Annotated in this window: 26 protein-coding genes and 6 pseudogenes; 17 read left to right on the top strand and 15 right to left on the bottom strand. The window is 60.6% G+C overall.

The annotated features are described in order from the left end of the window. Positions 1–93: 93 nt before the first annotated feature. Positions 94–1224, bottom strand: a complete 1131-nt coding sequence (locus QNJ43_RS14005; protein ID WP_300470944.1) for an S-(hydroxymethyl)glutathione dehydrogenase/class III alcohol dehydrogenase — start codon at positions 1222–1224, stop codon at positions 94–96. Between the two features lie 383 nt (positions 1225–1607). Here QNJ43_RS14005 and QNJ43_RS27245 point away from each other — a divergent pair, with 383 nt between their 5' ends. The 13 genes and pseudogenes from QNJ43_RS27245 (at position 1608) to QNJ43_RS13940 (ending at position 9931) form a co-directional block, all read left to right on the top strand. After that, positions 1608–3881, top strand: a complete 2274-nt coding sequence (locus QNJ43_RS27245; RefSeq protein WP_346432992.1) for a PQQ-dependent catabolism-associated beta-propeller protein — start codon at positions 1608–1610, stop codon at positions 3879–3881. Positions 3882–4020: 139 nt separating this feature from the next. Further along, the gene (locus QNJ43_RS13995; protein WP_300470942.1) at positions 4021–4293 is read left to right on the top strand and encodes a hypothetical protein; all 273 of its coding nucleotides are present in this window, start codon (positions 4021–4023) and stop codon (positions 4291–4293) included. 336 nt (positions 4294–4629) lie between these two features. After that, on the top strand, positions 4630–5067 hold the full coding sequence (locus QNJ43_RS13990) for a hypothetical protein (protein ID WP_300470941.1): 438 nt from the start codon (positions 4630–4632) through the stop codon (positions 5065–5067). Positions 5068–5069: 2 nt separating this feature from the next. After that, entirely contained in the window at positions 5070–5261 is a 192-nt protein-coding gene (locus QNJ43_RS13985) for a hypothetical protein (RefSeq protein ID WP_300470939.1), read from the top strand. Then, entirely contained in the window at positions 5261–5692 is a 432-nt protein-coding gene (locus tag QNJ43_RS13980; protein WP_300470937.1) for a hypothetical protein, read from the top strand. The genes QNJ43_RS13985 and QNJ43_RS13980 overlap by 1 nt, the downstream gene beginning before the upstream one ends. A gap of 87 nt (positions 5693–5779) precedes the next feature. Then, entirely contained in the window at positions 5780–6172 is a 393-nt protein-coding gene (locus QNJ43_RS13975) for a hypothetical protein (protein WP_300470935.1), read from the top strand. A gap of 383 nt (positions 6173–6555) precedes the next feature. After that, positions 6556–7236, top strand: a pseudogene (locus QNJ43_RS13970) (FIST N-terminal domain-containing protein). Beyond that, positions 7224–7385 (top strand): FIST C-terminal domain-containing protein, encoded by a 162-nt coding sequence (locus QNJ43_RS13965; protein ID WP_300470932.1) that lies wholly within the window; start codon positions 7224–7226, stop codon positions 7383–7385. The pseudogene QNJ43_RS13970 and the gene QNJ43_RS13965 overlap by 13 nt, the downstream one beginning before the upstream one ends. Before the next feature lie 3 nt (positions 7386–7388). Next, positions 7389–7637, top strand: a complete 249-nt coding sequence (locus tag QNJ43_RS13960; RefSeq protein ID WP_300470930.1) for a hypothetical protein — start codon at positions 7389–7391, stop codon at positions 7635–7637. Then, a complete protein-coding gene (locus QNJ43_RS13955) occupies positions 7634–7819 on the top strand; it encodes a hypothetical protein (RefSeq protein ID WP_300470928.1) in 186 nt (61 codons plus the stop codon). The genes QNJ43_RS13960 and QNJ43_RS13955 overlap by 4 nt, the downstream gene beginning before the upstream one ends. A 21-nt stretch (positions 7820–7840) precedes the next feature. Then, positions 7841–8401, top strand: coding sequence for a PAS-domain containing protein (locus tag QNJ43_RS13950; protein ID WP_300470925.1), 561 nt, complete (start codon positions 7841–7843; stop codon positions 8399–8401). Positions 8402–8699: 298 nt separating this feature from the next. Then, positions 8700–9584: pseudogene (locus QNJ43_RS13945) on the top strand (HAMP domain-containing sensor histidine kinase). Continuing rightward, on the top strand, positions 9581–9931 hold the full coding sequence (locus tag QNJ43_RS13940; RefSeq protein WP_300470921.1) for a hypothetical protein: 351 nt from the start codon (positions 9581–9583) through the stop codon (positions 9929–9931). The pseudogene QNJ43_RS13945 and the gene QNJ43_RS13940 overlap by 4 nt, the downstream one beginning before the upstream one ends. Here QNJ43_RS13940 and QNJ43_RS13935 read toward each other — a convergent pair. Further along, a complete protein-coding gene (locus QNJ43_RS13935) occupies positions 9856–10578 on the bottom strand; it encodes a response regulator transcription factor (RefSeq protein WP_300470919.1) in 723 nt (240 codons plus the stop codon). The genes QNJ43_RS13940 and QNJ43_RS13935 overlap by 76 nt on opposite strands. A gap of 498 nt (positions 10579–11076) precedes the next feature. On the opposite strand from QNJ43_RS13935, the pseudogene QNJ43_RS13930 reads away from it, so the two are divergent. Together QNJ43_RS13930 and QNJ43_RS13925 are read left to right on the top strand one after the other, a co-directional pair. Beyond that, positions 11077–12068 (top strand): annotated as a pseudogene (locus QNJ43_RS13930) (DUF1402 family protein). 288 nt (positions 12069–12356) lie between these two features. After that, positions 12357–13361 (top strand): 5-methyltetrahydropteroyltriglutamate--homocysteine S-methyltransferase, encoded by a 1005-nt coding sequence (locus QNJ43_RS13925; RefSeq protein WP_300470916.1) that lies wholly within the window; start codon positions 12357–12359, stop codon positions 13359–13361. An 814-nt stretch (positions 13362–14175) separates the two neighbouring features. Here QNJ43_RS13925 and QNJ43_RS13920 read toward each other — a convergent pair. From QNJ43_RS13920 to QNJ43_RS13900, 5 genes are all read right to left on the bottom strand, one after another. Beyond that, positions 14176–14412 (bottom strand): hypothetical protein, encoded by a 237-nt coding sequence (locus QNJ43_RS13920; protein WP_300470914.1) that lies wholly within the window; start codon positions 14410–14412, stop codon positions 14176–14178. Between the two features lie 249 nt (positions 14413–14661). After that, on the bottom strand, positions 14662–15024 hold the full coding sequence (locus QNJ43_RS13915) for a hypothetical protein (protein ID WP_300470911.1): 363 nt from the start codon (positions 15022–15024) through the stop codon (positions 14662–14664). 533 nt (positions 15025–15557) lie between these two features. Continuing rightward, positions 15558–16229 (bottom strand): hypothetical protein, encoded by a 672-nt coding sequence (locus tag QNJ43_RS13910; RefSeq protein WP_300470910.1) that lies wholly within the window; start codon positions 16227–16229, stop codon positions 15558–15560. A gap of 57 nt (positions 16230–16286) precedes the next feature. Then, positions 16287–16649, bottom strand: a complete 363-nt coding sequence (locus tag QNJ43_RS13905) for a hypothetical protein (protein ID WP_300470908.1) — start codon at positions 16647–16649, stop codon at positions 16287–16289. A 111-nt stretch (positions 16650–16760) separates the two neighbouring features. Next, positions 16761–16892 carry a hypothetical protein gene (locus QNJ43_RS13900; RefSeq protein WP_300470906.1) on the bottom strand — a complete coding sequence of 44 codons (132 nt, stop codon included), beginning with the start codon at positions 16890–16892 and terminating at the stop codon, positions 16761–16763. Between the two features lie 540 nt (positions 16893–17432). Between QNJ43_RS13900 and QNJ43_RS13895 the strand changes: the two genes are divergently transcribed. Beyond that, on the top strand, positions 17433–17870 hold the full coding sequence (locus QNJ43_RS13895) for a peptidylprolyl isomerase (protein WP_300470903.1): 438 nt from the start codon (positions 17433–17435) through the stop codon (positions 17868–17870). A gap of 293 nt (positions 17871–18163) precedes the next feature. After that, positions 18164–18997: pseudogene (locus QNJ43_RS13890) on the top strand (D-cysteine desulfhydrase family protein); the annotation flags it as partial. A gap of 83 nt (positions 18998–19080) precedes the next feature. On the opposite strand, the gene QNJ43_RS13885 reads toward QNJ43_RS13890, so the two are convergent. The 8 genes and pseudogenes from QNJ43_RS13885 to QNJ43_RS27230 form a co-directional block, all read right to left on the bottom strand. Beyond that, positions 19081–20346: an amidohydrolase family protein gene (locus QNJ43_RS13885; RefSeq protein WP_300470901.1), complete on the bottom strand. Its 1266-nt coding sequence runs from the start codon at positions 20344–20346 to the stop codon at positions 19081–19083. Positions 20347–20481: 135 nt separating this feature from the next. Further along, positions 20482–20670 carry a hypothetical protein gene (locus QNJ43_RS27240; RefSeq protein WP_346432991.1) on the bottom strand — a complete coding sequence of 63 codons (189 nt, stop codon included), beginning with the start codon at positions 20668–20670 and terminating at the stop codon, positions 20482–20484. 26 nt (positions 20671–20696) lie between these two features. Then, positions 20697–21344 carry a formyltetrahydrofolate deformylase gene (locus QNJ43_RS13880; RefSeq protein WP_346432990.1) on the bottom strand — a complete coding sequence of 216 codons (648 nt, stop codon included), beginning with the start codon at positions 21342–21344 and terminating at the stop codon, positions 20697–20699. Positions 21345–21657: 313 nt separating this feature from the next. Then, positions 21658–23277: pseudogene (locus tag QNJ43_RS13875) on the bottom strand (dipeptide ABC transporter ATP-binding protein). 2 nt (positions 23278–23279) lie between these two features. Further along, positions 23280–24416: an ABC transporter permease subunit gene (locus QNJ43_RS13870; protein ID WP_300470899.1), complete on the bottom strand. Its 1137-nt coding sequence runs from the start codon at positions 24414–24416 to the stop codon at positions 23280–23282. A gap of 4 nt (positions 24417–24420) precedes the next feature. After that, positions 24421–25328 (bottom strand): annotated as a pseudogene (locus QNJ43_RS13865) (ABC transporter permease subunit). A gap of 1 nt (position 25329) precedes the next feature. Further along, entirely contained in the window at positions 25330–25914 is a 585-nt protein-coding gene (locus tag QNJ43_RS27235; protein WP_346432989.1) for an ABC transporter substrate-binding protein, read from the bottom strand. Continuing rightward, positions 25878–26690 (bottom strand): peptide ABC transporter substrate-binding protein, encoded by an 813-nt coding sequence (locus tag QNJ43_RS27230; RefSeq protein WP_346432995.1) that lies wholly within the window; start codon positions 26688–26690, stop codon positions 25878–25880. Before QNJ43_RS27230 ends, QNJ43_RS27235 begins: the two co-directional genes overlap by 37 nt. Positions 26691–26695: the final 5 nt, after the last annotated feature.

The following is a 26695-nucleotide window of genomic DNA, read 5'->3' as shown; positions in this document are numbered from 1 at the left end:
GATTTCTGCCCCAAAACGCAGAACGGTGGTTACTGGATCCCCGCCTTCGCGGGGATGACATGTTTCCGTGCGGCAGGTCCGAACGCTAACGCCCTAGTAGAGCACCACCGAACGGATGGATTCGCCCCGGTGCATCAGGTCGAAGCCCTTGTTGATGTCTTCCAGCGGCATGGTGTGGGTGATCATCGAATCGATCTCGATCTGCCCGTCCATGTACCAGTCGACGATCTTGGGCACGTCGGTGCGCCCGCGCGCGCCGCCGAAGGCTGTGCCCTTCCAGACGCGGCCCGTGACAAGTTGGAACGGACGGGTGGAGATCTCCGCACCGGCAGGCGCCACGCCGATGACGATGGACTGGCCCCAGCCGCGGTGCACGCATTCCAGCGCATCGCGCATCACCTTGACGTTGCCCGTGCAGTCGAACGTGTAATCCGCCCCGCCGATCGTGTCGCCCGGCCGCTTGGTGAGGTTCACCAGATAGGGCACCAGATCGCCCTCCACGTCGGACGGATTGACGAAGTGGGTCATGCCGAAGCGATCGGCCATTTCCTTCTTGGCCAGGTTCAGATCGACGCCGATGATCATGCTGGCGCCGGCAAGACGCAGGCCCTGCAGAACGTTGAGGCCGATACCGCCGAGACCGAAGACGACAGCCGTCGCTCCCACTTCCACCTTGGCCGTGTTGATCACCGCACCGATGCCGGTGGTCACGCCGCAACCGATGTAGCAGACCTTGTCGAAGGGCGCGTCCTCGCGAATCTTGGCGACCGCGATTTCCGGCAGAACAGTGTAGTTGGCAAAGGTCGAGGTGCCCATGTAGTGAAGGATCGGATCACCGTCGAGCGTGGAGAAACGCGAGGATCCATCCGGCATCAGGCCCTGGCCCTGCGTGGCACGGATCGAGGTGCACAGATTGGTCTTCTGGCTGGTGCAGGAATAGCACTGGCGGCATTCCGGCGTGTAGAGCGGGATGACATGATCGCCGGGCTTCACCGAGGTAACCCCCGGGCCGACTTCCACGACCACACCGGCCCCCTCATGACCCAGGATCGCGGGGAAAAGCCCCTCCGGATCCGCACCCGACAGGGTGAATTCGTCGGTGTGGCAAATGCCGGTCGCCTTGATCTCGACCAGCACTTCGCCGACCTTCGGCCCCTCCAGATTGACGGTCGTCACTTCCAACGGCTTGCCAGCCGCCACGGCCACGGCTGCACGTACTTCCATCGCAGTCGTCCTTCCCAGAATTCGGTTTTGAATCAAGGCGGGTCGGCACGCATGCCAGCCTGGTTCCCCGTTTTGTACGAGATGCCGGCCCTTGGCTTCTATGGTCCGAAAGTACGCATTTTGACCGGCAGGACCATCCGCAACAGACAACAACCCCCAACCGATTTTGTCTGCCCCGATCTCTCTCGCGTGAATGCCGCCGACACAACCCCCAATGGCACTTAAGGCCTATGTCGGGGGGTGGGGGGCTATCTGTAATATTATAGTTAAATGCCCTTACGGAATTTCGATCCAGACGACAAGTTTCCCCGCGAAAACAAACGCAAAACGGGGATCGGACAAGAAACCGAACGAGATCGATGACGGGCACGGAAGGAATTAACGTGTCACTCACCATCCGGGCCGCATTGCGCGCCGCCGCGACATGTTTCTGCACCGTTGCGGCGCTTTTGAGCGTCTTCCTGCCGGAACGTTCGCAAGCGGCATCGAAGCTCGATATTCCGATCGTTTACATCACGCGAGCGGAAGAACCGCGCCTGTCTCTCTCCTTTGTCGACCCTGTGGCGAAAGAACCGGGCGTGTGGGGCGCGCGGCTGGCGCTGAAGGACAACCAGACGACGGGCGACTTTCTGGGTGATGCCTATTCGCTGATCGAGGTTATCGTGCCGACCGACGGCGACGTGGTGGCTGCCTTTGAGAAGGAGCGCACGGCGGGCCGCCGTTTCTTTGTCGCCGATCTGAGACGGGATGACCTTCTGTCGATCGCGCAGGCCGAGGGTGTGGATGAAACGCTCATTTTCAACGCGTGTGTGGAGGACCGAGACCTTCGCCGCGAAACCTGCTTTGCGAATGTCTTCCACACCGCGCTCTCCACCGTTATGCAGGCGGACGGGTTGATGCAGTTCCTCGTCTGGAAGCGGTGGCCCAACATTTTCCTGCTGGAGGGATCGGGACCGGACGATGCGGATTATACGGAGGCGATCCGCCAGTCGGCCCGGAAATTCGGGGCGGAGATCGTTGAAGAGGAGACCTACTCCTATTCCCCGATCGCGCGACGCACCGATTCCCGACACATCCAGGTCCAGACCCAGATGCCGATGGCGACCCAAGCCGCTGGCGACGATTACGACGTGCTGGTAGTGGCGGACCGCAACGATCTCTTCAGCGAGTACCTGCCCTTCAACACCTATGCGCCGCGCCCGGTTGCGGGCCACGCAGGGGCTCACGCCGATGTCCTGGCACCGGGTTCAGGAACAATGGGGTTCGACCCAGATCCAGCACCGTTTCGAGAAGGAGGCCGGACGCTGGATGGAGGAGCGCGATTACGGCACGTGGCTGGCGGTGCGCGCCGTCAGCGAGGCGGTGACTCGCATCTCCTCGGCCGATCCGGCCAAGGTGCGGGCCTATTTGCGCGGGGAGGATTTCGCACTCGGCGGGTTCAAATGCATCTGCCTGTCCTTTCGGCCGTGAACCCAGCAGATGCGCCAGCTGATGCTTTTGACCAACAAGCGGATTCTGGTTTCCGTCTCGCCGCAACCGGGCTTCCTGCATCAACGAAACAGGCTCGACAGCCTCGGCTACGACAAGCCGGAGACGTCGTGCGCCCTGCAATAGAGGGGAAACGCATGTCCGATTTCGTCAAACGCACGCAGCGCCTTGTCAGCGCCCGGACGGTCGCGGCAACACTGGCCGCCGCAACACTGGCCGCAGCCTTCATCTCGTCAGCGCCGGTGGCGGTACAGACGATCTTCGTCTCCAACGAGAAGGGCAACTCGATCACCGTGATCGACGCCAAGACGCGGGAAGTGACGGCGACCATTCCCGTCGGCGAACGCCCACGCGACATCGCGCTCTCGCCCGACGGCAAGACGCTTTATATCTGTGCCTCCGACGAGGATCATATCGAGATACTGGATACGGAAAGCCTGGAGGTGACCGGCACCCTGCCCTCCGGCCCCGATCCGGAACTGATGACCATCGCCCCGGACGGCAGCCATCTTTATGCGGCCAACAAGGACGACAATCTCGTCACCGCCATCGACCTTGCGACCGGCGACGCCGTGGCGGAGGTGCAGCTGGGCGTGGAGCCGGAAGGCATGGGGGTCAGCCCGGACGGCAGAACCATCGTCAACACCTCCGAAACCACCAACATGGCACATTTCATCGACGCCGACAGTTTCGAGATCACCGCCAACGTTCTGGTCGATCAGCGCCCGCGCTTTGCGCAATACACCGATGACAGAGCGGAGGTCTGGGTGAGCGCGGAGATCGGCGGCACCGTTGCAGTGATCGATGCAGAGACGAAGGAAATCAAGAAGAAGATCTCCTTCTCCGTGCCCGGTCTGCAGCCGGAAGCGATCCAGCCCGTCGGCATCCGCATCACCAAGGACCGTTCCAAGGCCTTCGTGGCGCTGGGACCTGCCAACCGGGTTGCGGTCATCAACGCGCAGACCCTTGAGGTGGAGGATTATCTGCTCGTCGGCCAGTGGATCTGGCAACTCCCCTTCACGCCGGATGAAAGCGAGCTCTACGCCACAAACGGCGTCTCCAACGACGTCTCCGTCATCGACGTTGAAAACCTGAAGACGCTCGTCTCCATTCCGGTGAGAAGCTTCCCGTGGTGGGTCGCGATCAAGCCGTGGGAACGGCAACGGTGACGGATGGGATTGGAACGGCTCTTCTCCCACGCCCCTCCATCGTCATTGCCCGGACTGTGCCGGGGGGATGACGGCGGAGAAATTGAGGGAAAACAGCAACCACGCAAACGATCGAACTGAATTCAAGGGAGGGAACACCATGACACGAACCACGACGAACCGCCTGAAATCCGCCATCTTCGGGCTTGCCGACGCCAGCCTTTCCGGCATCGCGCCTACCGCCGCCGACGGTTATCTCGCCACCCAGCCGGAGGAACTGGAGGATCTGATCTTGGGCACGGACATGATCGACTTCAATGTCTTGCCGAAGGAATACAACCTGCGCACCGGGCAGTCCTATTCGCTGAAGATCAAGGCGTCGGGCTACCAGGAATATGCGCTCGTGGTGCCGGAATTCTTCGATTTCATCTAGCTGAGAAAGGTTGAGGCCGGGGATATGGAGATCAAGGCGAACTCCATCTAAGAGCTGGAATTCGAAGAGGAGAGCAAGGCCGAAATCTTCTTCGTGCCGATCCGGCCCGGCACCTAATAGATGTATGCCCGCGGTCTGCTCGAAAAGGGCACCGTCGTCACGATCAACGTCAAGTGAGCCGGTGCGTCATCCCCTGATTGCGCTCATGTTGATCGCGAGCATCTCTCCGGCCGGCCCCGCGCTGGCCGGAGAGATGCGGACTGGCCGTGCATCCAGCGGCTCGTTCCCGAAATTTCCGCCGCCCAGGTATGGACCGGCCCCGTTCCCACGCCGGACATGTGGGCCAATGACGGCGAGGTTGCACGCCTGGGGACCCAGATCGCCGCCCGGCGCATACCGCTGGCAACAGCGGGCAAGCGTGTCAACGCATTCGCGCGCGGGCTCGACACCAAACACGACGAACGCCTGACCGCCCTGTTCGGCAGGACGCTGCAGATCATCAATGCCGACCGTGCCTCGCTGATCGCTGGCATCAAGCACTTTGCACGCAAGCAGGCGGCGCTGACGGCGCGGGTGCGCGAAAGCCGCGTGGCACTCAAGTCGGATACGCTTTCGGACGAAAAGCGAGCAGGCTTGGAACAGATACTCGCCTGGGACCTTCGGATCTACGAAGACCGCGAAAAGTTGCAGAAATACCTGTGCGAGCAACCGGTTCTGCTGGAGCAGCGCGCCTTCGCACTCGGCCGGATCATCGGTGCGCATCTGGACCACTGATCATGCCCGCATTGCTGCGCCTCCTCGCCCTCTGCCTGACCGTCGTGGTCTTTCTCCCGCTCTCGTCCGCCGGAGCGGTCGAGGATCTCGCGCCGAACAGCGCCGCGGCGAAGATCTACGGTTTCAACCACCTTGAGACCCTCGAGTCCAAGACCACCCTCATATCTACGATTACCGGCTGGAGGGGCGATTGATGGAGGAGCCGTTTGCCGATGAAATCGTGCTCGATTTCACCCGCGCGGATGCCTCTTCCGATCATTCCTACGATGTCTCGGCCACGCTTTTCGCAAAAGGCCCCGCACGCGAGATCGGACCGCTGGTCTCCAGCACGTTCAATCCGCTGCTGCTCATCTTCTTCCAGCGCGACGTCAATCAGATGAGCCGCGGCATCAATGGATCGGGCCATTACTTCCGAAATGTCATCCGCCGAGGCATGGCAACGCCGGGCCGTTATGAGGAGACAACGGAGCGAATGGAGGTGGCGGGCCGCACGGTCGAGGCAACGCGGATCTCATTCACGCCGTTCCTGCGCGATCCGCACAAGGACGACATGCACGACCTCAACGCCAAGATCTATTCCGTGACCTTCAGCAAGGAGGTGCCGGGCGGGGTTTATCGCACTTGAGACGGAGACGCCCGCCGCGCCCGACCAGTCCGGTGAAGGCACGGGGTCGATGCTGCACGAAAGCTATCGTTTCAGGGAGGTCCGACCATGAGAGATCTGCACGCGAAAACCCGGTCAATTGCTGCAAGCAGAACACTCGCTGCCGCCTACCTTGCCGGGGGATTTCTGGTGAGCGGGAGCCTTGCCCCGGCCCGGGCAAACGACTATCCGACGGTAGCGGTTGCCGACTATGTGCTGGGTTGCATGGCCGCAAACGGCGAGACGGCGACGGTACTTCGGCAATGCGCCTGTTCCATCGACCTGGTGGCATCCCTTCTCAGCTATGACGACTACACCCAGGCAGAAACGGTCCTGCGCATGCGACAGGTGGCGGGCGACGACGAGAAGATGGCCATATTCCGCGAGACAACAGCCACGAAGGTGATGGTCGACCGCCTGCGCCGCGCGCAGGTGGACGCGGAGGTGCGGTGTTTTTACTAGAATGTTCGCGAAACTATGTGGGTGATGGCGGGCAGTTGCGATGTGTGGATGCGGCCCATCCTTCGAGACGGCGCTGTGCGCCTCCTCAGGATGACGTTATCGGGGGGATGGTTCTGACGACACCGTCAACACACACAACGCCATCCTGAGGAGGCGCACAGCGCCGTCTCGAAGGATGGGTCTCACTCGCGAATACCCAGTCTTCGCATCACCACCAGCCGTCAGCCCCGGCATTCACCTGACCATCCGCACAACATCTTTCCTATTCTAACACTACAGTATTGCAGCCAAGCCGGGTCCGGCGCGCTTGACTTTGCGTCAACCGTTGCGTCCGTCGTCGGGCGTCAAAGACACGCCGAAGCCGGCAAAGAGCGCATGCGGCCATGTCCATCGTCGAGGCCGAGAGCACGACCGACACGAATGCGCCCGTCGTTTTCCGGGCTTGGTCGAAGTCGCGCAACCCCATGCGAATGATGGAAGAACTGAAGCGTGGACTGACGCCGTGCGACCCGGCGCTGATCGCGCTGTTCGTCTCTTCCAATCTGCCTTACGAAGACGTGGTGACGCCTCTTGCCACCGCCTTTCCGCAAGCCGTTCTGGTCGGTTGTACCACTGCGGGCAGCCTCACCTCGTCGGCGTATGAGGGCGACGAGGCGATCGCGGTGGCTTTCGATCCTCCGCCTTCGCCTTCGATATCTGCCTCCTGCAGAACCTGGCAGACTTCTCCATAGCGCGCGGGAGAAGCGATCGAGGCGACCTATTTCCAGCTCCTGCGCAAGCTCGATCCGCAGCAGCAGAACTTCTTCGCCATGCTGCTCGTCGACGGATTGTGCCGCCGCGAGGAGGAGATCGCCGCCTCCACTTATGCCGCGCTCGATGAAGTGCCGATCTCCGGCGCCTCGGCCGGCGACAATCTCAATTTCGACACCACGCAGATCTTTCTGAACGGCCGGGTTCTGGAAGATAGCGCGCTGATTGTGCTGGGCGCATCGTCTATTCGATCAAAGCGGAACCGGCGGCCGTCGAATATACCCGGCTCATCGGGGCGGACGTGGCCGCGCTGACGCCGGAGATCTTCGCCGCCAATCCGCTTCTGGTGCGTGTGGGCGGAGACTATCACGTGCGCGCCATCCAGAAGATGACGGACGACGGCGCGCTCCATTTCTATTGCACGATCGACGAGGGCATCGTGCTGACGCTCGCCCACCCGTAAGACATGCGCGACAATCTCATCGATCACATGAGCCGCCTGTCGCAGCGCATCGGCGGGCTGAAGGCAGCCCTCTGTTTCGACTGCATCCTGCGGCGGCTGGAGGCGGAGCGGCTCATCATTACCGGGGATCTGGTGGAGATCTTCGACCGGTTCGGCATGATCGACTTCAACACCTACGGCGAGCAGTACCGCTTTCTGCATCTCAACCATACGTTGACGGGGATCGCCATCGGCGGCGGGGAGCGGGCATGAGCGAGCACGAAGATCCCAAGCTGTCGCGCCGCCAGTTGCAGGAACAGGTTCATGCGCTGATCCAGCAGGTCGACCGCAGCCACGACTTCACCGGCAACGCCTTCAAGCTGTTTCAGTCGGTGGCGGAGCTTGAGAGCAACGTGGAGCGGCGCATCCAACGCGTTGCGCGCGTCATGAACTAGGCCAAGGTCGCGCGCCGCCAGTTGCAGCAGGCCATCGATTCCATCGGCGAGGGCTTCATCATCCTTTATGATGGCGATGACCGCATCGTCTTGTGCAGCCGCCGCTATCGCTATTTCTTCCCCGCCCTTTCCGACATTCTGGTGCCCGGCACCCATTTCAACGACATCGTGCAACGGGCGGCCGAAACAGGCGCGATCATGGAGGCGCTGACGGATCCGCAGGCTTGGCTGGCAGCGCGTGTGGAACGCCACCTGCGCAAGCATTGCCAGTTCCAACAGCTTCTGTCCGACGGCCGCTGGATCCAGATCAGCGAGCGCGACACGGAGGAAGGCGGGCGCGTCGTCATCGTCTCCGAGATCACCCACTTCAAGCGCCTGCAGGAAACCCGCTGCCTCTCCGACATGGCCAAGCAGCCCGATCTGCTGGTCGCCACCGTCGCCTCCATCGCGCAAGGGGTGGTGGTGTTCGATGCGGAACTGCGGCTGGTCGCCTGGAATTCGCAGGTCGCGATGCTGCTCAACCTGCCCTATGTCGACATGCATTCCGGCATGGGCGTGCGCGCGCTGTTGCGGCTGGTGTAGACCCACGGGGGGCGCGTGCCCAAGGCGCGCAAGGAGGAAGCGCGCGCCTTGGGCACCGATCTTGGCCACCACTATCCGCTCAGGCTCGAAATCTCCTATCGCTGTGGTCGGGTCGTGGCGGCGAATTTTCGCTCCATGCCGGACGACGACTTCGTCATCACGTTGACCGACGTCACCGCTCAAAATGAGGCCGCCCACCTGCTGGAACGCTCCAAGAAGGAACTGGAACAACGGGTGGAAAAACGCACCCGCGCGTTGACCGACCTCAACGCCGCGCTTCAGGACGAGGTGCGCCGACATGAGGCGACCGCGCACGATCTGGAACGCGCGCGCCGCCCGGGCAGCGGAAATGGCGAACCTGTCGAAGACCCGCTTTCTGGCCGTTGCCAGCTACGACCTGCTGCAACCGCTCAATGCGGCCCGGCTCTATCTCTCCGCGCTCGACAGCTCCAGCTTCGTTTCAGCCGATGCGCGAGAGCTGTTGGCCAATGTTACGCAGGCCTTCCACTCCACCGAGGACCTACTGAGCGCGCTTCTCGACATTTCCAAGATGGATGTGGGCGGCTACGAGCCTCAGCTTTCAGATATTTCCGTCCACGACCTCTTCCGCACGCTGGAGACGGAATTCGGCGCACTCGCCAGGCAGGCGAAGCTGGAACTGACCGTCGTCCCCTCCTCCGCCGTGGTGTGTTCCGATCCGCAGCTTCTGCGCCGCATCGTGCAGAACTTCCTGTCGAATGCGCTGAAATACACATCGTCGGGCGGCATCCTGCTGGGCGTGCGCCGCCGTGGAGACGAGGTTTCGCTGGAAATCCACGATACCGGCCCGGGGATTGCGCGCGATCATCATCAGGCGATCTTCGAGGAATTCCGCCGCGCCTCCATTGCTGGATAAACCCGGCCGGGCGGGCTGGGGCTGGGGCTTGCCATCGTCAAACGGGCAGCGGGGTTTCTGTCGCACCGGATCGAGCTCGATTCAGCGCCCGGGCGCGGTTCGCGCTTTACCGTCATCGTACCGCTTGCTCCCGAGCGCGCAAACGAGCAACTGCAGATCGGGGCAGAGCGGATCGCGGGCGCGCAAGGTACGGCCGACGATACGTGTGCTCAAGGCCGCTCTTCGTTCTGGAAAATGACGGAGATGTCAGCAACGCGATGGTCCGGCTTCTCACCTCCTGGTAGATGACCTGCGTGACCGCCCCTTCCTATCCGGCCCTGCTGAAACGAGCCCGGCAGAAGGGACTGGTGCCGCACGGGATCACCGCCGACCTGCATCTGGACGGCGATATCGACGGGATCGACGCGATCATCCTGTTGCGCGCGCATCTCGGTCGGCAGATGCCGGGTATCCTGATCACCGCCGACCGTTCGCAGGAAATCCGCCGCCGGGCGACGGAGAAATCCATCGAGTACTTTTCAAAACCGGTCAAACCCGGCCAGTTGCGCGTCTATCTCGCTCACCTTTCCGCGCCGACGGCCGCCGGTACGGGTGCGGAAGCCGATACGGACCTAACGGTCGAACCGATCGCCTGATCGAACACGCCGCCCTGCGCCATCAGAACGGCCTGCATGCGCGAGGAGACGTCCAGCTTCTTGAGAATGGCGGAAACGTGCGCCTTCACCGTGCTCTCGCTGATGGAAAGCTCATAGGCGATCTGCTTGTTGAGAAGCCCTTCACCCAGCATCCTCAGCACCATTGATTGCTGCGGGGTGAGCGTGCGGATCGCATCGACCGCCTGATACCCGGAGCTTCGCGAGGCCGCGGGCACGGGCACTCCCGAGCGCGGACAAACTTGCGGCGAGGCAAAAACCGTCTCGCCCGCCAGAACGGAGCCGACGGCATCAACGATTTCCTTCGCACTCGCCTTCTTGTTCAGAAAGCCCAACGCGCCGTGGCTGGAAACGAGTTGAGCCAGGCGCGCATCCTCCAGACCGGAGAGCACCGGCACGGGCACGTGCGGGGCGGCACCGCGAAGCTGGCTCAGCCCCTGAAAGCCGTCGACGTCGGGCAATTTCAGGTCGAGCAGCACCAGATCGATATCGTCGCGTTCTCGCACGACGGCCACGGCCTCGGCTCCCGAATGGGCCTGGATCACGCGGCAGTCGGCGATCTCGCTCGTCAATGTCGCTCCAAGCGCGGAACAGACGAGCGGATGGTCATCCACTATCAAAACTATCATGGGGTCGCCCCTGCCAAGGCGTCCTCTTAATTGGCAGACGATCATATTTGTTTTGTCCTTTACAGGATAGGCTGTAGCCCTCCCGCTGTGCAAGCACAGACACAGCGAGACACATTGCCAAATTTGCCTCGAAACGGTCGGCGAGCAGCTCCGAACCGTCTTTCGATGTCGCATCATCGCCTTGCCGCCGCGCGGAGCGATCTCACCGCCCATTCGCCCGATATCGCGAAATACCGCAGTGTGTTCTTCTCGCCTCAGTCCGGCGCGAAAGCGGCCAAAATGCTTGCCCCGCTTTCCGGGCGACACCGTTTTCGAGGTATTAAACGCCCTCGATTCGAGCTTGCGATATGCCCCATTCATAGGGGTGAGGTAGCCGTGTATACTCACGGCTGATCGGATCCGTTTTCTTTGATACGTTCGCTCGGACAGGTATCGGGATCTTATCTTATGCGGCATTGGACAATGACGGACACATTGCAGACCATGCGCGCTCGCCTGATGCGGAAAAACGCGCCGCGCGGGGTTGTCCTTGCGCTGGCTGCAACGCTTGTCGTGACCTCGCCCGCGATCATAGCTCCGACCCCGGCAACCGCCGCCGCGATTTAGGAAGTTCCGGCAGGCAACCGCAACGCCACCCAGCCCGACATCCCCTTCGCCTCCGCCCGGCGCACCGTCGCTTTCAAGTCCTCCTACGACCGCAAGTTCAAGAAGGTGCTGGGCGTTTTGAAGCGCGACCGGCGGCTGATGTCCTCCATCAAGGAGGTTGCGAAGCTCTACAAGATCGATCCGGTCCACATGATCGGCGCCATCGTCGGCGAGCACACTTATAATTACGACACGCTGGACAGCGCCCAGGGCTTACTACATCAAGGCCGCCTCCTATGCGGGCCTCGACATCAGCTTCCAGTACGACGAAGAGCCGGTGGAGACCTTCGTCAAGCGCGATCAGTTCGCCCGCTGTCATCCCGCCAAGATGCAGCGCGATTCCAACGTGAAGTGGTCGTGCTAAGAGCGGGTCTGGAACCAGACGTTCCGCGGCCGCACCGTGGACAAGGTCCACTACCCGAACTAGACCTTCAACCGCACCTTCTTCCAACCGCTGTTTGCGGGCCAGAGCTTCGATCTCGGCCAGTTGACGCCGCTGACGATCCTCAAGATGTCGGACCGGGTGCACAAGGTAAGCGGCTTCCCCAAGCTTGAGCCTTCCGACGCGCTGGAGATCTATCAGGCGGCGGATGGACCCGGACAAATCGCTTCACTACATGGCGGCCGTAATCCAGGACGCCATCGAGGCCTACAAAGACGTGGCGAAGGTGGATATCTCCACCAACCCGGACATCACGGCGACGCTCTACAATGTCGGGGCACTGTGGGAACGGGCGGCTCATTTCAGCCAGGCGCGCAGGCAGGGCAAGGACCGCTGGCCGCAGAAAAACTATTACGGCTGGCTCGTCAACTACAAGCTGGAAGCGCTCAGGGCGCTGCTCTGAGGCCGGGGGCCAGGCCCTCGCTTTCCCCCTCCCTTCCCCGATCGCGAAAACCGTCGTCTGCGGACGGTACGCGCATGCCCGCTCCCGACAGGGCAGTCGGCCCGGCTCCCCCCTTCTTTGTGCCGGAAATCCGCGGCCTCCCTCGCGGTATGTGGATAAGTTGCATCTCGTGTGCCTTGTAATCCTGCCGTTCGCGGGCCTAATGTCGGCCTCCCACCGCGGTGGCAATTTCAACAAGCTCCAAGAAGAATTCGAACTGGAGGAAACAGATGAGCGAACCCGTTACCGGTGCGCCGTATCGTGCCCGACCATGTCGGAAGCCTGCTGCGCCCCGACAGTGTCAAGACCGCGCGCAAGACGTTTTTCGAAGACAAGTCGATTTCGGCGACCGATCTGAAGAAGGTCGAGGACGCGGCGATCATCGACGTCATCAAGATGCAGGAAGAGGTCGGGCTCAAGGCCGTGACCGACAGCGAACAGCGCCGCTCCTTATGGCACTATGATTTCATGGGCGGGCTGACCGGCTTCGACCTCGACGAGCGTCAGGAAGGCGTCCAGTTCCACGGCATGAAGCTACGGCCGATCTATCCCACGATCACCGGCAAGATGGACTTCCCCGCCGATCACCCGATGATCGAGCACTTCAAGTTCGCCGCCGCCCACACCAAGGTTCAACCGAAGATCCCCATCCCCGGCCCCTCGTGCTGCCATTTCCGCACCGCGCCGGAAGACATCGCGCCGGAGGAATACAAGGACCTCAACGTCCTGTTCGCGGATCTGGCCAAGACCTACGCCAAGGCGGTTCAGGCCTTCTACGACGCCGGCTGCCGCTACCTGCAGATGGACGAGGCGATCAAGGATCGCCTCGCCGATATGAAGATCAGCATGCATCTGTGCCGGAGCAATTTCGCCTCCACCTACGCGGCCGAGGGCGCCTACGATCTGGCGGCCGATGCGATCTTCAACAAGACCGGCATCGACATCTACTTCATGGAATACGATTCCGAGAGCGCAGGTTCGGTGGAGCCGCTGAAGCTTCTGCCCAAGGGCAACAAGCGCGTGCTGCCGGGCTTCATCACCACGAAGACGCCGGAACTTGAGAGCCTCGACGATCTGAAGCGCAAGTTCGAGGAAGCCAGAAAGTACTGCGGCATCAGCCAGCTCGGCATTGCCCCGCAGTGCGGCTTCTCCTCCACGGAAGAAGGCAACAAGATCACCATGGACGACCAGTGCCGCAAGCTGGAACTGGTGGTCAAAACGGCCGAAGCCATCTGGGGCGGCGTCGACAAGTAAGTCGCCTGTCGGATTTGGCTGAGAGATGACAGCGGCCCCTGCCGGGAGGTGGGGGCTGCTTTTTTTTGTGGTGAGACAGGAGTCCGCAAGAAGATCAGTAATTTCGAGCTAGACAAAAAGCACTTCACTTTACCCATTAGGCATCTGCGGACGATTTAATGAAGTTATCCGATTGTGCTCCGATAACGCTCAATTTTCGCTCTTTTTCAAGACGAGCGCTCAGGACTGCGAAATGTCAAAAGAACACCGAATAGTCTACTTCAACTTTAGGGCGTAGCTCTCGAAGATGCCTGAACAAATCAATACTGTTGTTAATTTATACCACAACCAATCTAAAAAATCTCGTATCCTCACCTAATTTTGACAAAACATCAGAAAGCGTATCACCAAAATCATATGATTTTTCGAGCCACTATTTGTTATGACTTTCGAACGTCTCATAAAGTTTTTCTTTGGGTTGATCCATTCGTTCTAGGAAATTTCCATACATTTCCAAAATCTTAGAAATCTGACCGTGGACTTCTTTGAAAGTTGGTTCCCTTAGTAGCCATTGCAAGCGCTCAGTGGGGGTTAGCTTTGTCATTTCCTTTGCACGCTGGGGAGAAACTGTACTATCCAATTTATACACCGCTAAAAGAAAAAATGATGCGGAATAACAGGTTAGCATCCTGCTATGTTTCAGTTTGTGATTCTTGATTTTGGCGTTGCTCTTTTTTGAGCGCCGTTTAGATTCATAGTTGACGCAGAAAGTGCGCCATAGGCGAAGGATATCATTCATCAGAAAGGCAGGAATGAAGTCTGCGGAGTGATCCCACTAATCCCTCCAGTATGTAGCTATTACTTCATCGAGAAGCTGGTCATAAACTGACTCCTCAACAAGAAGACGACTTTCCAGAAAAGTAAGTAATCGTCCAGTTAATGTATTACGATAATCACTCTCTGCCGTACCAATATGATATTTAAATTCATAAATATATTTAATTTCTAGATACTTCTCATCTGCGTCAAAGTTCAGCATCCAAAGCGCATTAATAGAATTTCTCTCACCCACTTCTAGGCGGCCAAAATAACCTGTAGCATAGACGCAAGCTGCTCCGGCAATTATTTAATTCGCTTTCTCAAGTTTCGAATTAAGTTCACTGATACGGTCTAAAGCTATTTTCTTTCTTTCCTCGATATATTTCATCCATTCCTCCCTTCAAAAATGTTAGAAAACATTTCTGCCTGCTCTATCGCATCATCAACGGCATGATGGGTGTGCGGATAGCTCGACGCAAAGCGAACGGGAAGCTTTGCTTTACTAGACGAATTTATGGTTCGTCCTGTTTGTAAGGGCAACTGCGGTCTTAAGGTCAAAACAGGGCGAATGGCCAAACGGTGAGCCGCGTTTAGAATACCGAATGAAGTACCAGTAGAGCCAAGTCCAATCGAAGGACAGTGGGTAGGCCACCAGCACGGGGTTCCCAGCGTTGGACATTTTCTGAATCCAATCAAAGGCTTCGTCCATCGCTTCGCTTGGTGATACGCCACGCAGGGTTAGTTCGTCTCGATTGAGCCCATTGATTGCCAGGGCTTCCGGATCGAAATCTTCGGAAATAGGCTTAATTTCTCGATAAAAAAAACCGATCATATCCACGCGGGCGAAAGAATGTATTGCCGTCATAGGTTCCGGCGTATAATAGAGAAAAAGACTACTAGAGCAAAATACAGCATAGAATATGAACCTGGAATGGCGCCATCTGTTTCAACATCTGGCGAAAATAACACATCCACCATACTATCCTGTCAATCTGCCGCGAAAATTAGAGCCGATCCTTTGGTACCTGACACCCGCTCAAAAGTAGTGAATCATCGGTACGCTCTGGACGTTGCCTGAGCCCTACATACAGGTCAGCCCAGATCTGTCCACCCGCCCCCTCCAGTATCCCCTATTCAAATTATTGATGGGGAAATCCGACCGACTCGTTATGCATGGCATAAAGGACATTTACCTAATTCAAATTGGCATAAGTATGGGGGGCTTATCGAACAATCGAGACTTAACGATTGCGCAAACAGACTGCCAATTTTCAGGAAACCACTGGAACAGCATAAATTTCAGCAGTTAAGGAGCAAAGCGGCGCCGAGGATTTGAACTCGTGACGTTGACCCGCGGCGCCCCGCTCCGAGGCGTCACGGCTTGTTTTTCTTCCCCGCTTACGCCGTCCAGACCTGACCGCGGCGGTCGTCGACGCACTTGGCCTTGTGGGTGGCGCGCGGGAGGTTGTCGGGCTCGAGGATTGAGATGTGAGCACCAACGCCCGTCACAGCCTTGATGTGATCCTTCAGGCGCTTCTGCAGCTCCTCGTTCGTGCCGTTGAAGCCGTGGACACGCTCCACTTCCACCGTCAGGCGATCGAGATGGTCGGGGCGATCGACGATCAGCCGGTATTCGCCGGTGAAATCGTGATCCTTGCGGATGATGGCCTCGACGTCTGAGGGCAAGATGTTGACGCCGCGAATGAGCAGCATGTCGTCGAGACGACCGTGAACGCCCTTCAGCTGGATGCTGGTGCGTCCGCATTTGTAGGGCTCGTCGGTGAAGGAGACGATATCGCCGGTGCGGAAGCGGATGAGCGGGCGCGCCTTCTTCTGCAAGGTGGTCAGCACCATCTCGCCGGTCTTCACGTGTTTGCCGGTTTCCGGATCGATCACCTCCACGTAGATGTTGTGGTCTTCCGCCCAGTGCAGGCAGTCCTTTTCTTCGCACATGCCGGCGCAGGAGCCGGAGATGTCGGACAGGCCGTAATAGTCGTAGACGTCGGCGCCCCACAGATCCTCGATGCGCGCCCGCGTCTCCGGGATGGAGCCACCCGGCTCACCGGCCACGAAGATGCGCTTGACCGCCAGATCCTTCTTCGGGTCGATCCCTTCCTTGATCGCCGTCTAGCCCAGATACCAGGCGGAGGACGGCGTCGTCCAAAGGGCCGTCGCCTGGAAGTTCTGCAGCATGGTCAGCAGGCGTTCGGAGGGAATCGTTCCGGCGTGGATGGAAAGCGCGCCGATCTTCTTCGCGCCGAGAACGCACGGACCGCCGATGAAGAGTGAAAAGTTCAGCGAGTGGCAGTAGCGGTCGTTGGGACGCAGGCCGGAGGACCAGAACTGACGCGCCTCGTAATCCATCCAACCATCGAAATCTTCCTGCGTGAAGGGTGAAACGGTGGGAACGCCGGTGGAACCGGAAGAGGCGGAGACGGAGACGACCTCCTCCTCGGGGACCGCGGCGACATCGCCGAGCAGGGGTTTCATCTGCTGCCGCTCACGCAGGACGGACTTGTTGATGGTGGGGAAGCGCTTGAGATCGTCGAAGGTCTTCAGGTCGTCGAGGTGAACGCCCGCTTCATCGAAGCTCTGCTTGTATTAGGGGGAGTTGGCGTAGGCGTGGGACAGATGCTTTTTCAGGAGCTCGAGCTTCATCGTCTCCCATTCGGCCCGGCTCTGGGTTTCCAGATCGGGATCCCAATAGGGGCGATAGTCTGCGTTCTGTTTCATCAGGTCCTCATGATCACAGTTGCGGACACAATGCGCACGCGGAAACGTTTGGCATCGTGGCGGCCCGGACGGCCAGGCAATCTCGCGGAAATGCAGCGCGGGCCAGGGCGGGAGGATGCCCATGGTTCGGATCGCGCGCGGCGCTCGTCTCAAAACGCAAATGCCCGGGCAAGAGAGCGCCCCAGGGCGGAGACCGCAGCAATCGAACTTCCGTGGCGAACAGCACGAGATATACGAGACAACCACGCCCCAGGCCGGCCCCCGAAACGGCGTGTCGGACGGCACGCATTCGGGCGGCGAAACGAGAGGTGTCAAACTCTGATAGAAGTTCGCATGTATTTACTCTAGCATATTGCGCGGCCGGAGCCAAATTCTTGAAAAATCTCACTCATTCGGGATCGTATGACGCACATCCTGCAGACTATTTTCCGACCCGCAGATATTTACAGCGCCACATAGTATTCTAGGGTGGAAAGTAGTTTCACCGGACCGTGCCACAGCACAGCCCCGAGAAAAACTTCCAAGATGAGAGATATCCTCATGAGCGAAGTTAAAGCGGGCGATACCGTACGGATTCACTACAAAGGAACTCTGAACAACGGTTCCGTCTTCGATTCCTCGGAAGGACGCGCGCCTCTGGAATTCACTGTCGGCGCCGCACAGATCATCCCGGGCCTCGACAAGGCCCTGCCGGGCATGAGCAAAGGCGAAGAGAAGTCCGTGACCGTGCCCGCCGAAGAGGCCTACGGCGCCGTGGATCCCGCAGCCAAGCACGAAGTGCCGCGCGACAAGATCCCGGCCGACATCTCGCTGGAAATCGGCACGCAGCTCCAGGTTCAGACCTCCACCGGCCAAGTCATGCTGGTCAAGATGGAAGAGGTCACCGAGGAAAAGGTCGTGCTCGATGCAAACCACCCGCTCGCAGGCGAAGACCTGACCTTCGACATCTCGCTGGTCTCGATCTCCACGGCAGCCTAACGCCGGGCGGCGGCGTCGACTACAGACACCGTCCTTTTCCACGTATCACCGCCGGTTCCGGTTTTCCCGCCCGGCGGCGATGCGTTTCGATGCGACAGATTCAGCGCGGAGCTTTCTTCGCGCTGGGTATCGTTTGCGCAAACGCGCTAAATCGGTCCTCTCAACGATCATCCGCAAGACCGGTTGCCCATGCCTCTTTCTCACACTGATTTCCCCGGCGCCTCGCTCGGCTTTTTCCCGACTCCCGTTCGTCCGCTGGCACGCCTACGCAAGGCGCTTTCGGCCAAAGGCCCCTGCCCCAGCTTTACATCAAGCGGGACGAGCAATCGGGCGTCGCACTCGGTGGCAACAAGGTGTGCAAGCTCGAGTTTCTGATCGGCGAGGCGTTGGCCGAGGGCTGCGATACGCTGGTCACCACGGGCGCACAACAATCCAACCATTGCCGACAGACAGCAGCGGCCGCCGCCATGAGCGGGCTCGAGTGCCATCTGGTACTGGGCGGAAAAGTGCCGGAAACGGCCAACGGCAACCTGCTGCTCGACCAGCTTTTCGGCGCGCATATCCATTTTGCCGGAGAGCACCGCAAGGGCGAGGACCTGCCGCGTCTGGTGGAGACGCTGAAGGCGCAGGGGCGCAAGCCGTATCTGGTGCCCTACAGTGGATCCGGCACAGTCGGGGCGACGGGATTCGTGGTCGCCATGGGCGAACTGACGGCACAGATCGCAGCCGGGAATATCCCGGAACCGACCCATGTCGTCATGGCCTCGTCGTCCGGCGGCACCCATGCGGGCATGGTCGTGGGCGCAGCTCTTGAAGGTCTGGCGACGAAGATCCTCGACCTCTCCATCGACAAGGAGGAGCACGGCGGGAAAACCTATGCCGACTGGCTGGTGCAGCTCACCAACGAGACGGCAGCGCTGTACGAACTCCCCGCGAATTTCACGCGTGCAGATTTTTCGCTCGACGAGCGGTTTCTCGGCGACGGCTATGGCGTTGTCGGAGATCTGGAACGCGAGGCGATCGCCCTTCTGGCGCGCACCGAAGGCATTCTGCTCGATCCCGTCTATACGGGGCGGGTCTTCGGTGCGCTGCTGGCGATGATCCGCGCCGGAGAATTCACCCCCGACGACCGGGCCCTCTCTGGCACACGGGCGGCGCACCGGCGGTTTTCGCCTATGCGCAGGAGTTATCCGGGGCGGTGTAATATCGATCAGGCCTGCGGTGCTCGGGCGATCGGGTTGCCGGGAAATCGCAGCTCCGCTTCCGGCCGAACGAAGGTCATGCGGCCGGACTTCATGCCCCACAGAGGCCTTGCGATTTCCGCCACCGCCTGCCCGCCGCTTGCCGCGGGCAGTTCGATGAAAGTGGCCGGCGCGCCCGGTTCGATGCGGGCATTGCGGCGGATCAGACGGTCCGGCTCGGACGTCACCATGGCAAAGCAAGCGCCGAGTTCCTCCTGCGTGCTCAACTGCTGGACATTGGCATAGAGATTGGCGATGCGCGGTAACGAACAGTCGCCATATGGCGTGAAGAGATTGAGCACGTTGTTGGTCGCCACGGTGCAGCATACCCCATGGCGATGAAGCACGTGCGCCGGACTCACACCGCACGGCACGAGGTGGTCGTGATCGCGGCCCATCAGGAACAGGTCGGTCGCGGGCAGCACGGTCAGCGCCACACCGGCCTGTTTCATCACTTCCGCCATATCCATCAATTGCGCACGCGGCATGGCGGAGAGTTTGGTCACATGGCCGATCGTCACCCTCCCCTGCCAGCCGAAGGCGACCGTCTGACGCGCGACCTCGCGCAGGTCGCCGCCGGTGGGATCGAGATCGAAATCGAGATGGAAGTCGAGGTCGACGTCGTGTCGGCACGCCATCTCGAACAGGATGCGGATCTGGGCTGCCGGGTCGGTATCTGTATAGGGACAGCCGCCGAGGAGATCGGCGCCCGCATCGAGTGCCTGCTCAAGCAGTTCCCGCGTGCCGGGAAGGTTGGTCAGCTCGTCCCGGGGGAAGACGCAGATCTGCAAGTCGAGCGCCCAGGTGTAGTCCGCCTTCAACTGCTTCACTGCCTCGAATCCCTTCAGGCCGATCACCGGATTGATCTCGACATGGGTGCGCATGGCGTTGGTGCCCTCGACGATCGCCTTCTCGATGAACTTCCGGCCACGCGCATAGACGTCATCGCGGTCGAAATTCTTCTTGGCGACGACGACCGAAGCGATGGCCCCTTCCAGCATTCCGGTCTCATTGCGGCAACGGTCGAGAATGCAGGCCTTGTCGAGGTGAATATGGCTTTCGACGAAACCGGGGGTGAGCAGCGCGCCCTTGCCGTCGATGATCTCAGCGTCAGGATCTGTCTCGCGGGAGGGGACTACCTGCGAGATCCCGACGATGCGCCCCTCCTCGACCGCGATATCGACCGCAGTACGATACCCTTCGACGAGGACGTTACGGACGACGAGATCAACCATCGCAATGCCTTTCCCTGAGTCTGCCGGACCCATCAGGCATAATCGGCGATCGGCCCCTGCCGCAAGGCCGTCCCCGACACAGAGCTCCGCTGCCCCGCGAATGCTAGCGGCCGGGATCAGGCGAAGGCGAGGTTGTTAGGAGAACACCACCTTCTTGATGCCGTTGATGAAAACGTGGTGCTCGCAATGGGCGATGACGGCGCGCGAAAGAACGCGCGAGTCGGTGCCGCAGCCGATGGAGAGGAACTCGGCGGTCGAATTGGCGTGGGTCACGCGCTCGGCATGCTGCTCGATGATCGGGCCTTCGTCGAGGTCCGGGGTCACCTAGTGGCCCGTGGCGCCGATCAGCTTCACGCCGCGCTCATGCGCCCGGCTATATAGGGAGCGGCTCCCTTGAAGGCGGGCAGGAAGGAGTGGTGGATGTTGATGATCTTGCCCGGAAAGCGGCTGCAGACATCGTCGGACAGCACCTGCATGTAGCGGGCGAGCACGACCAGATCGATCTTCTCACTCTCGATCAGATCGATGAGCTGCGCCTCGCGCTCCGCCTTGTTGTCCTTGGTCGCCGGCCAGTAGTGGTAGGGCAGATGATAGTGATTCGCGCAGGAGCGCGCCTGCTCGTGATTGGAGACGATGGCGACGATATCGCCCGGCAGAGAGCCGATGTGCCAGCGATAGGCGAGATCCTGCAGGCAATGGTCGAACTTGGAGATCATGACGAGAATGCGCGGCTTGACCGCCTCGTCATTGAGCGACCAGTCCATGCCGAAGGCATTGGCGACCGGGGTCATCAGATACTCGAACGACGACAGCGGCTTCGACTGCGGTGCGGTGAAGCACACCCGCATGAAGAACAGCCCCGTCTGCAGATCGCCAAACTGCGCGCTTTCCAGAATATTGCCGCCGCCGCGCGTCAGCGCACTGGCGACACCGACAACGATGCCGGGCCGGTCGGGACATTGCAGTTTGAGAACGTAGCGGGGGGCAGTTTCGGTCATGGCGGGATAATCGATCAGGGATGAAACGGGTCCCGTGTTTAAGTCAGTCGGCGTGCGAATGCACGAGTTAAATGGGGTGGAGGCTGCATGAAGTGTCGGGGCGGAGCCGGGAGGCTGTGCGGAGGTCCATCCTTCGAGACGGCGCTGCGCGTCTCCTCAGCGGACAGACCTGCATGAGCACGTTTTGCTCCTCATTGTCATCCCCGCGCAGGCGGGGATGACAATCGCATTTGAGGCAATGTTCTCACACATGGCGCGAATATCGCGGTGGATGTATCGCGACTCTCCTCGGATGTACGCCCGCCCCCTCTCCTCAAGCCCCCAGCGTCGCGGCCTCCACGAGCATGCCCGTGTAGGGCTTCTTCGGTGCGTAGAATACCTCGTCGGCCGGGCCCTTTTACACCACGCAACCGTGCTGCATGACCATCACCTCGTCCGCCAGGGCGTGCACCACGGAAAGATCGTGGCTGATGAAGATGTAGGTCAGTCCGTGTTTCGCCTGCAGATCGCGCAGAAGATCCACGATCTGCCGCTGGACGGTCCGGTCGAGCGCGGAGGTGGGCTCATCCAGCACCACCAGCCGAGACTTCAGCACCATGGCGCGCGCGATCGCGATACGCTGGCGCTGACCGCCGGAGAACTCGTGCGGGAAGCGATTGCGCATCATCGGATCGAGCGCGACTTCCTCCAGCGCCTGGCAGGCGCGAGCTTCCCGCGCTCGCGACGACAGCGCCGGTTCGTGTACCAGCAGGCCTTCGGTGATGATTTCCGCAACCGTGAGGCGCGGGATCAGCGATCCGAAAGGATTCTGAAAGACGAGCTGCATCTCCCGGCGCAGACGGCGCAGGGATTTCGGCTTGATGCGGCTGAGATCCGCCCCTTCGAAGACGACGCGGCCAGAAGAGGGAACGAGGCGCAGGAGCGCGCGGCCGAGGGTCGATTTGCCTGATCCGGATTCCCCCACGAGCCCCAGCGTCTGCCCTTCCTTCAAAAGCAGATTGACGCGGTTGACAGCAACGAACCGGCTGGCGGGCGCGAACAGGCCGCAGTCGAATTCGAATGCCACGGAGACGGCATCGGCTTTCAGCAACGCAGGCGAGGAGGCAGGCGGCGGGTCCTTTCGGCCCACGGGCTCGGCGTTGAGGAACTTCCTCGTATAGGGATCGACGGGATTGCGGAAGATCGCCTCCCGCGTCCTTATCCTCCACCACCTGGTCCTCCTTCACCACCACATGGTGGGCGATCCGGCCGACGAGATTGAGGTCGTGCGAGATGAAGATGACCGCGAGGCTGAAACGCTCCTGCAGGTCCTTCAGGAGATCGACGATGCGGACCTGGGTGCTGACGTCAAGCGCGCGGTCGTCAGCTCGTCGGCGATCAGCACGTCGGGGCGGTTCGCGAGTGCCATGGCGATCATAACCCGCTGGCGCTGGCCGCCGGAAAGCTCGTGCGGATAGGCGGCGATGCGCCGTTTCGGCTCATCGATGCGCACCAGATCCAGGGGTTCCAGCACCCGTTTGCGCGCCGCCTTCCAGGAAAGCCCGCCATGTTCCACCAACGGCTCGGCCATCTGCCGACTGATCGTGTAGAGCGGATCGAGCGAGGTCATCGGCTCCTGAAAGATCATGGTGAGGCGGGAGCCGCGCAGGCGATTGAGATCGCGCGTCGCAAGACCGAGGATCTCGCGCCCCTGAAAGGTGACGGAACCCGTCACGCGCGCGTTTGTGGGAAAAAGCCCCATCGCCGCCATCACCGCCTGACTCTTGCCCGAGCCGCTTTCCCCCACAATGGCCAACGTCTCGCCGCGCGCGACCTTAAGATCGATGCCGCACACCGCTTCCACGGGGCCATCAGGCGTATCAAAGGTCACCTTGAGATCGTGCAGGGTAAAGACGGTTTCCGCCGTCGTTGGGCTGGGAACGAATGCGTCCATGGTCAGCGCTCCTTGGGATCGAGCGCGTCGCACAGACCGTCACCGACGAAATTGAGCGCGAACAGCGTGGAGGTGAGGAAGGCGGCGGGAAACAGCAACAGATCCGGCATGGCCTCGGTGGAGCGCGCGCCTTCCGCAATCAGCACGCCCCAACTCGTCATCGGCTCCTGCACGCCGAGGCCGAGGAAGGAGAGGAAGCTCTCCAGCAGGATCACCTTGGGCACCAGAAGCGTCATGTAGACGATGACGGGGCCGGCAAGATTGGGAATGATGTGGCGCTTGAGAATACCGGGACCGGTCACTCCCAGCGCCTCGGCGGCCTCGACGAATTCGCGCTGCTTCAGGCTGAGCGTCTGACCGCGTACGATGCGCGCCATGTAGAGCCATTCCACCGCGCCTACCGCCAAGAACATCAGCACGAAATTTCGCCCGAAAAAGACCACCAGCAGGATGACGAAGAAGATGAAGGGCAAGGCGTAGAGCACATCGACGATGCGCATCATCACCGCGTCGGCCGCCCCTCCGAGATAGCCGGCACTCGCTCCCCAGGTGACGCCGATGACCATGGCCACCAGCGTTGCCAGAAGCCCGATGGTGAGCGAGATGCGGCCCGCGACAAGCGTGCGGGTCAGAAGATCGCGCCCGGCGAGATCGGTGCCGAACAGGAAGCGGGTTCGCGCGATATCGGCCACGATCCGCTCAGCGTGTCCGTCGTCGGACACATCGGTTAGCCGCGCGTTGGAGAAGAGATCGTTGCGCTCGACATAGCGGGTGACGCGCTCATCGAGCGGGCGACGGGGTGAGAGCACCGAGATCTCGGCCGTGTCGCTCGAGACCACCACATCGCCAAGATCGAGCCGGGCGCGCGACAGTGCCTTTTTCAGAGCCGACGCAACCGCGTCCTGGTGCGGATAGGGCTCCAGGCTAGCGGGGACGCGCACGTAGGATTGATAGACCTCGTCATAGGCATGCCCCGTGAAATGGGGGCCGATAATGCAGACGATTGCCATGAGGGCGAGAAAGATCAGGCTCGCCATGGTGGCACGGTTGGCGGAGAGGCGACGCAGCGCGTCGACAGTGAGAGATCGCCCGGCGACGGGCTTGCGATCGGATGCGCTTGTCATACGGAGAACGCTCATCGGTTCACCCATAACGCACACGCGGATCGATCACGGCGTAGATCAGATCGACCACAAGATTGAAGACGATGACGAAGCAGGCGACGACGACTACCTTACCCATGACGAGCGTGTAGTCGCGGTTCAACGCCGCCTGCACGAAGTAGCCCCCCCCCCCGGCACGCCGAAGATGGTTTCGACCACTATGGAGCCGGTCATCAGAGCTGCCGCCGGTCCGGCATAGGAGACAACCGGCAGAATGGCTGATCGCAACGCGTGGACGACGACCACCGTCCACCATCTGAGCCCATAGGCGCGCGTGGTTTGCACCGAATGGGAGGAAAGCGACTCGATCATCGCCGCACGGGTGAGCCGGGTGATTACCGCGATCTGCGGGCAGGGCGAGGATGACGATAGGCAGGATCTTGTAGGATAGCGCCCCGTCACCCCAGCCGCCCGCAGGTAGCCAGCCGAGCCAGACACCGAAAATCAGCGACAGGAGCGGTGCGGGGTGGTGATGCCGAGAGTGGCGAGCGTTACCGCACCCAGATCCGCGGCGCGGTTGTGCCGGAGTGCTGCTGCGATGCCGAGCGAGGTTCCAGTGAGAAGCGCCAGAACGAGCGCCGAACCGCCGAGCTGGACGGAGACCGGCAGACCAGCGGCGAAGAGCTCGCCCACGGAGAAATCGCGATAGACGAGACTTGGACCGAAATCATCTGTGAGGAGATTGCCGAGATAACTCAGGTACTGCTGCCAGAGCGGTGCATCCAGATGGTAGATGCGATTGAGATTTTCCATCACCTTGGCTTCCAGCGGTCGTTCCAGATTGAACGGTCCACCGGGCGCCACCTGGATCAGGAAAAAGGCGGCAGTGACGATCACGAACAGGGTCGGAATCGCCGCAAGAAGCCGTTTGAAGGCGTATCTCAGCATCTTAAAGGCCCCACAAATCGTTACGTGTGAACGTCCCTTGTCGGGGTGACCCTAATTCCTCCTTCGATATGTACCGTGTCAGGTGCTTGTTCTGGATATTGTCCTCCCATCCCTTCAGCTTCGGCGAGACGAGGGAATGGGAGGAATAGTACATCAGCGTGATGTAGGGAACGTCGCGCATGAACATGGCCTCCGCCTCGTGCAGGACGGCGGAGCGCTTCTCCGGATCCTGCTCGGCGGCCGCCTTCTTCAGTAGCGCGTCGTAATCGGGATTGGCGTATTTGAAGCCGGAATTGTCGGAGCGCACCAGGAACAGGAAGTTCTGCGCGTCCGAATAGTCCGCGATCCAGTCCACCCAGGCGATGTCGAAATCGCCGTCTTCGCGTAAGTAAGCGTAATGCGAGGCGCCGTCGCGGTTGATCAGCGAGGCCTCGACACCGATCGCCTTCCACATGTCGGCGATGGCGACTGCCGTGTTCTTGTGGTTCTCCGAGGTATTGTAGGAGATCTCCAGCTTCAGCGGATTGTCCGGCCCGAACCCGGCCGCCTTCAGAAGGGCTGCGGCCTCATCCTCGCGGTTGAGCATCGGCTCGTCCTTGAAGGCCGCATAGGCGGGTTCGCTGTAGCTCGGGATACCCGCGGCGGCACGAGGGAATAGGCGGGAAGCATGGTGCCCAACCAGATTTCGTCGGCGAGATAGACACGGTCGATTGCCATGGAAAGCGCACGGCGCACGCGCACGTCCGAGAAGGGCTTCTTGTCGGCGCGGATGGCGTAATAATAGGTGCCGAGATAGGGCAGCGTGCGGACCTGATCGCCGAATTTCTTGCGCAAGGTGGCCATCTGGTCGGTCGGCAGATCTGAGCAGCTGTCGATCTCGCCCGCCTCATAACGGCGCACGCAGGCCGCTCGATCTTCCATCGGGTAATAGATCGCCCGGCCAATCTTGACGTTCGCCGCATCGTAGTAGGTGGGGCTCTTGTCGAGCACGACCTTGTCGTCCGGCGTGAACTGGGTGAGCGTGTAGGCCCCGTTCGTCACCATGTGTTCGGGACGCACGAAGTCGGAGCCGTATTCCTTCACGCTTGTGGGATGAACCGGCAACGCGGTCTGATGGGTCAGAAGCTCCAGAAAATACGAGGTCGGCTGCTGCAGGGTGATTTCCAGGGTGGCGTCATCGATCGCCCTGACGCCCAGATCCTCGACCTTGCCCACGCCCTTGTTGATCGCTTCGGCATTCTTGATGGGATAGAGGATGCTGGCGTATTTGGCGCCCGTCGCCGGGTCCATGATCCGGCGCAGCGAGAAGACAAAATCACCGGCCGTGACCGGATCCCCGTTCGACCATTCAGCCTTGCGCAGATGGA

This window comes from Breoghania sp., from assembly GCF_030066895.1.
GTDB lineage: Bacteria > Pseudomonadota > Alphaproteobacteria > Rhizobiales > Stappiaceae > Breoghania.
This window is presented reverse-complemented; position numbering and strand designations above follow the sequence as displayed.

Coding starts and splice junctions, on each gene's coding strand:
- QNJ43_RS14005 (WP_300470944.1), bottom strand. CDS start 1,224: ATGGAAGTACGTGCAGCCGTGGCCGTGGCGGCTGGCAAGCCGTTGGAA.
- QNJ43_RS13995 (WP_300470942.1), top strand. CDS start 4,021: ATGACACGAACCACGACGAACCGCCTGAAATCCGCCATCTTCGGGCTT.
- QNJ43_RS13990 (WP_300470941.1), top strand. CDS start 4,630: ATGTGGGCCAATGACGGCGAGGTTGCACGCCTGGGGACCCAGATCGCC.
- QNJ43_RS13985 (WP_300470939.1), top strand. CDS start 5,070: ATGCCCGCATTGCTGCGCCTCCTCGCCCTCTGCCTGACCGTCGTGGTC.
- QNJ43_RS13980 (WP_300470937.1), top strand. CDS start 5,261: ATGGAGGAGCCGTTTGCCGATGAAATCGTGCTCGATTTCACCCGCGCG.
- QNJ43_RS13975 (WP_300470935.1), top strand. CDS start 5,780: ATGAGAGATCTGCACGCGAAAACCCGGTCAATTGCTGCAAGCAGAACA.
- QNJ43_RS13960 (WP_300470930.1), top strand. CDS start 7,389: ATGCGCGACAATCTCATCGATCACATGAGCCGCCTGTCGCAGCGCATC.
- QNJ43_RS13955 (WP_300470928.1), top strand. CDS start 7,634: ATGAGCGAGCACGAAGATCCCAAGCTGTCGCGCCGCCAGTTGCAGGAA.
- QNJ43_RS13940 (WP_300470921.1), top strand. CDS start 9,581: ATGACCTGCGTGACCGCCCCTTCCTATCCGGCCCTGCTGAAACGAGCC.
- QNJ43_RS13935 (WP_300470919.1), bottom strand. CDS start 10,578: ATGATAGTTTTGATAGTGGATGACCATCCGCTCGTCTGTTCCGCGCTT.
- QNJ43_RS13915 (WP_300470911.1), bottom strand. CDS start 15,024: ATGACGGCAATACATTCTTTCGCCCGCGTGGATATGATCGGTTTTTTT.
- QNJ43_RS13905 (WP_300470908.1), bottom strand. CDS start 16,649: ATGAAACCCCTGCTCGGCGATGTCGCCGCGGTCCCCGAGGAGGAGGTC.
- QNJ43_RS13900 (WP_300470906.1), bottom strand. CDS start 16,892: ATGAAACAGAACGCAGACTATCGCCCCTATTGGGATCCCGATCTGGAA.
- QNJ43_RS13895 (WP_300470903.1), top strand. CDS start 17,433: ATGAGCGAAGTTAAAGCGGGCGATACCGTACGGATTCACTACAAAGGA.
- QNJ43_RS13885 (WP_300470901.1), bottom strand. CDS start 20,346: ATGGTTGATCTCGTCGTCCGTAACGTCCTCGTCGAAGGGTATCGTACT.
- QNJ43_RS13880 (WP_346432990.1), bottom strand. CDS start 21,344: ATGACCGAAACTGCCCCCCGCTACGTTCTCAAACTGCAATGTCCCGAC.
- QNJ43_RS13870 (WP_300470899.1), bottom strand. CDS start 24,416: ATGAGCGTTCTCCGTATGACAAGCGCATCCGATCGCAAGCCCGTCGCC.
- QNJ43_RS27235 (WP_346432989.1), bottom strand. CDS start 25,914: ATGCTCAACCGCGAGGATGAGGCCGCAGCCCTTCTGAAGGCGGCCGGG.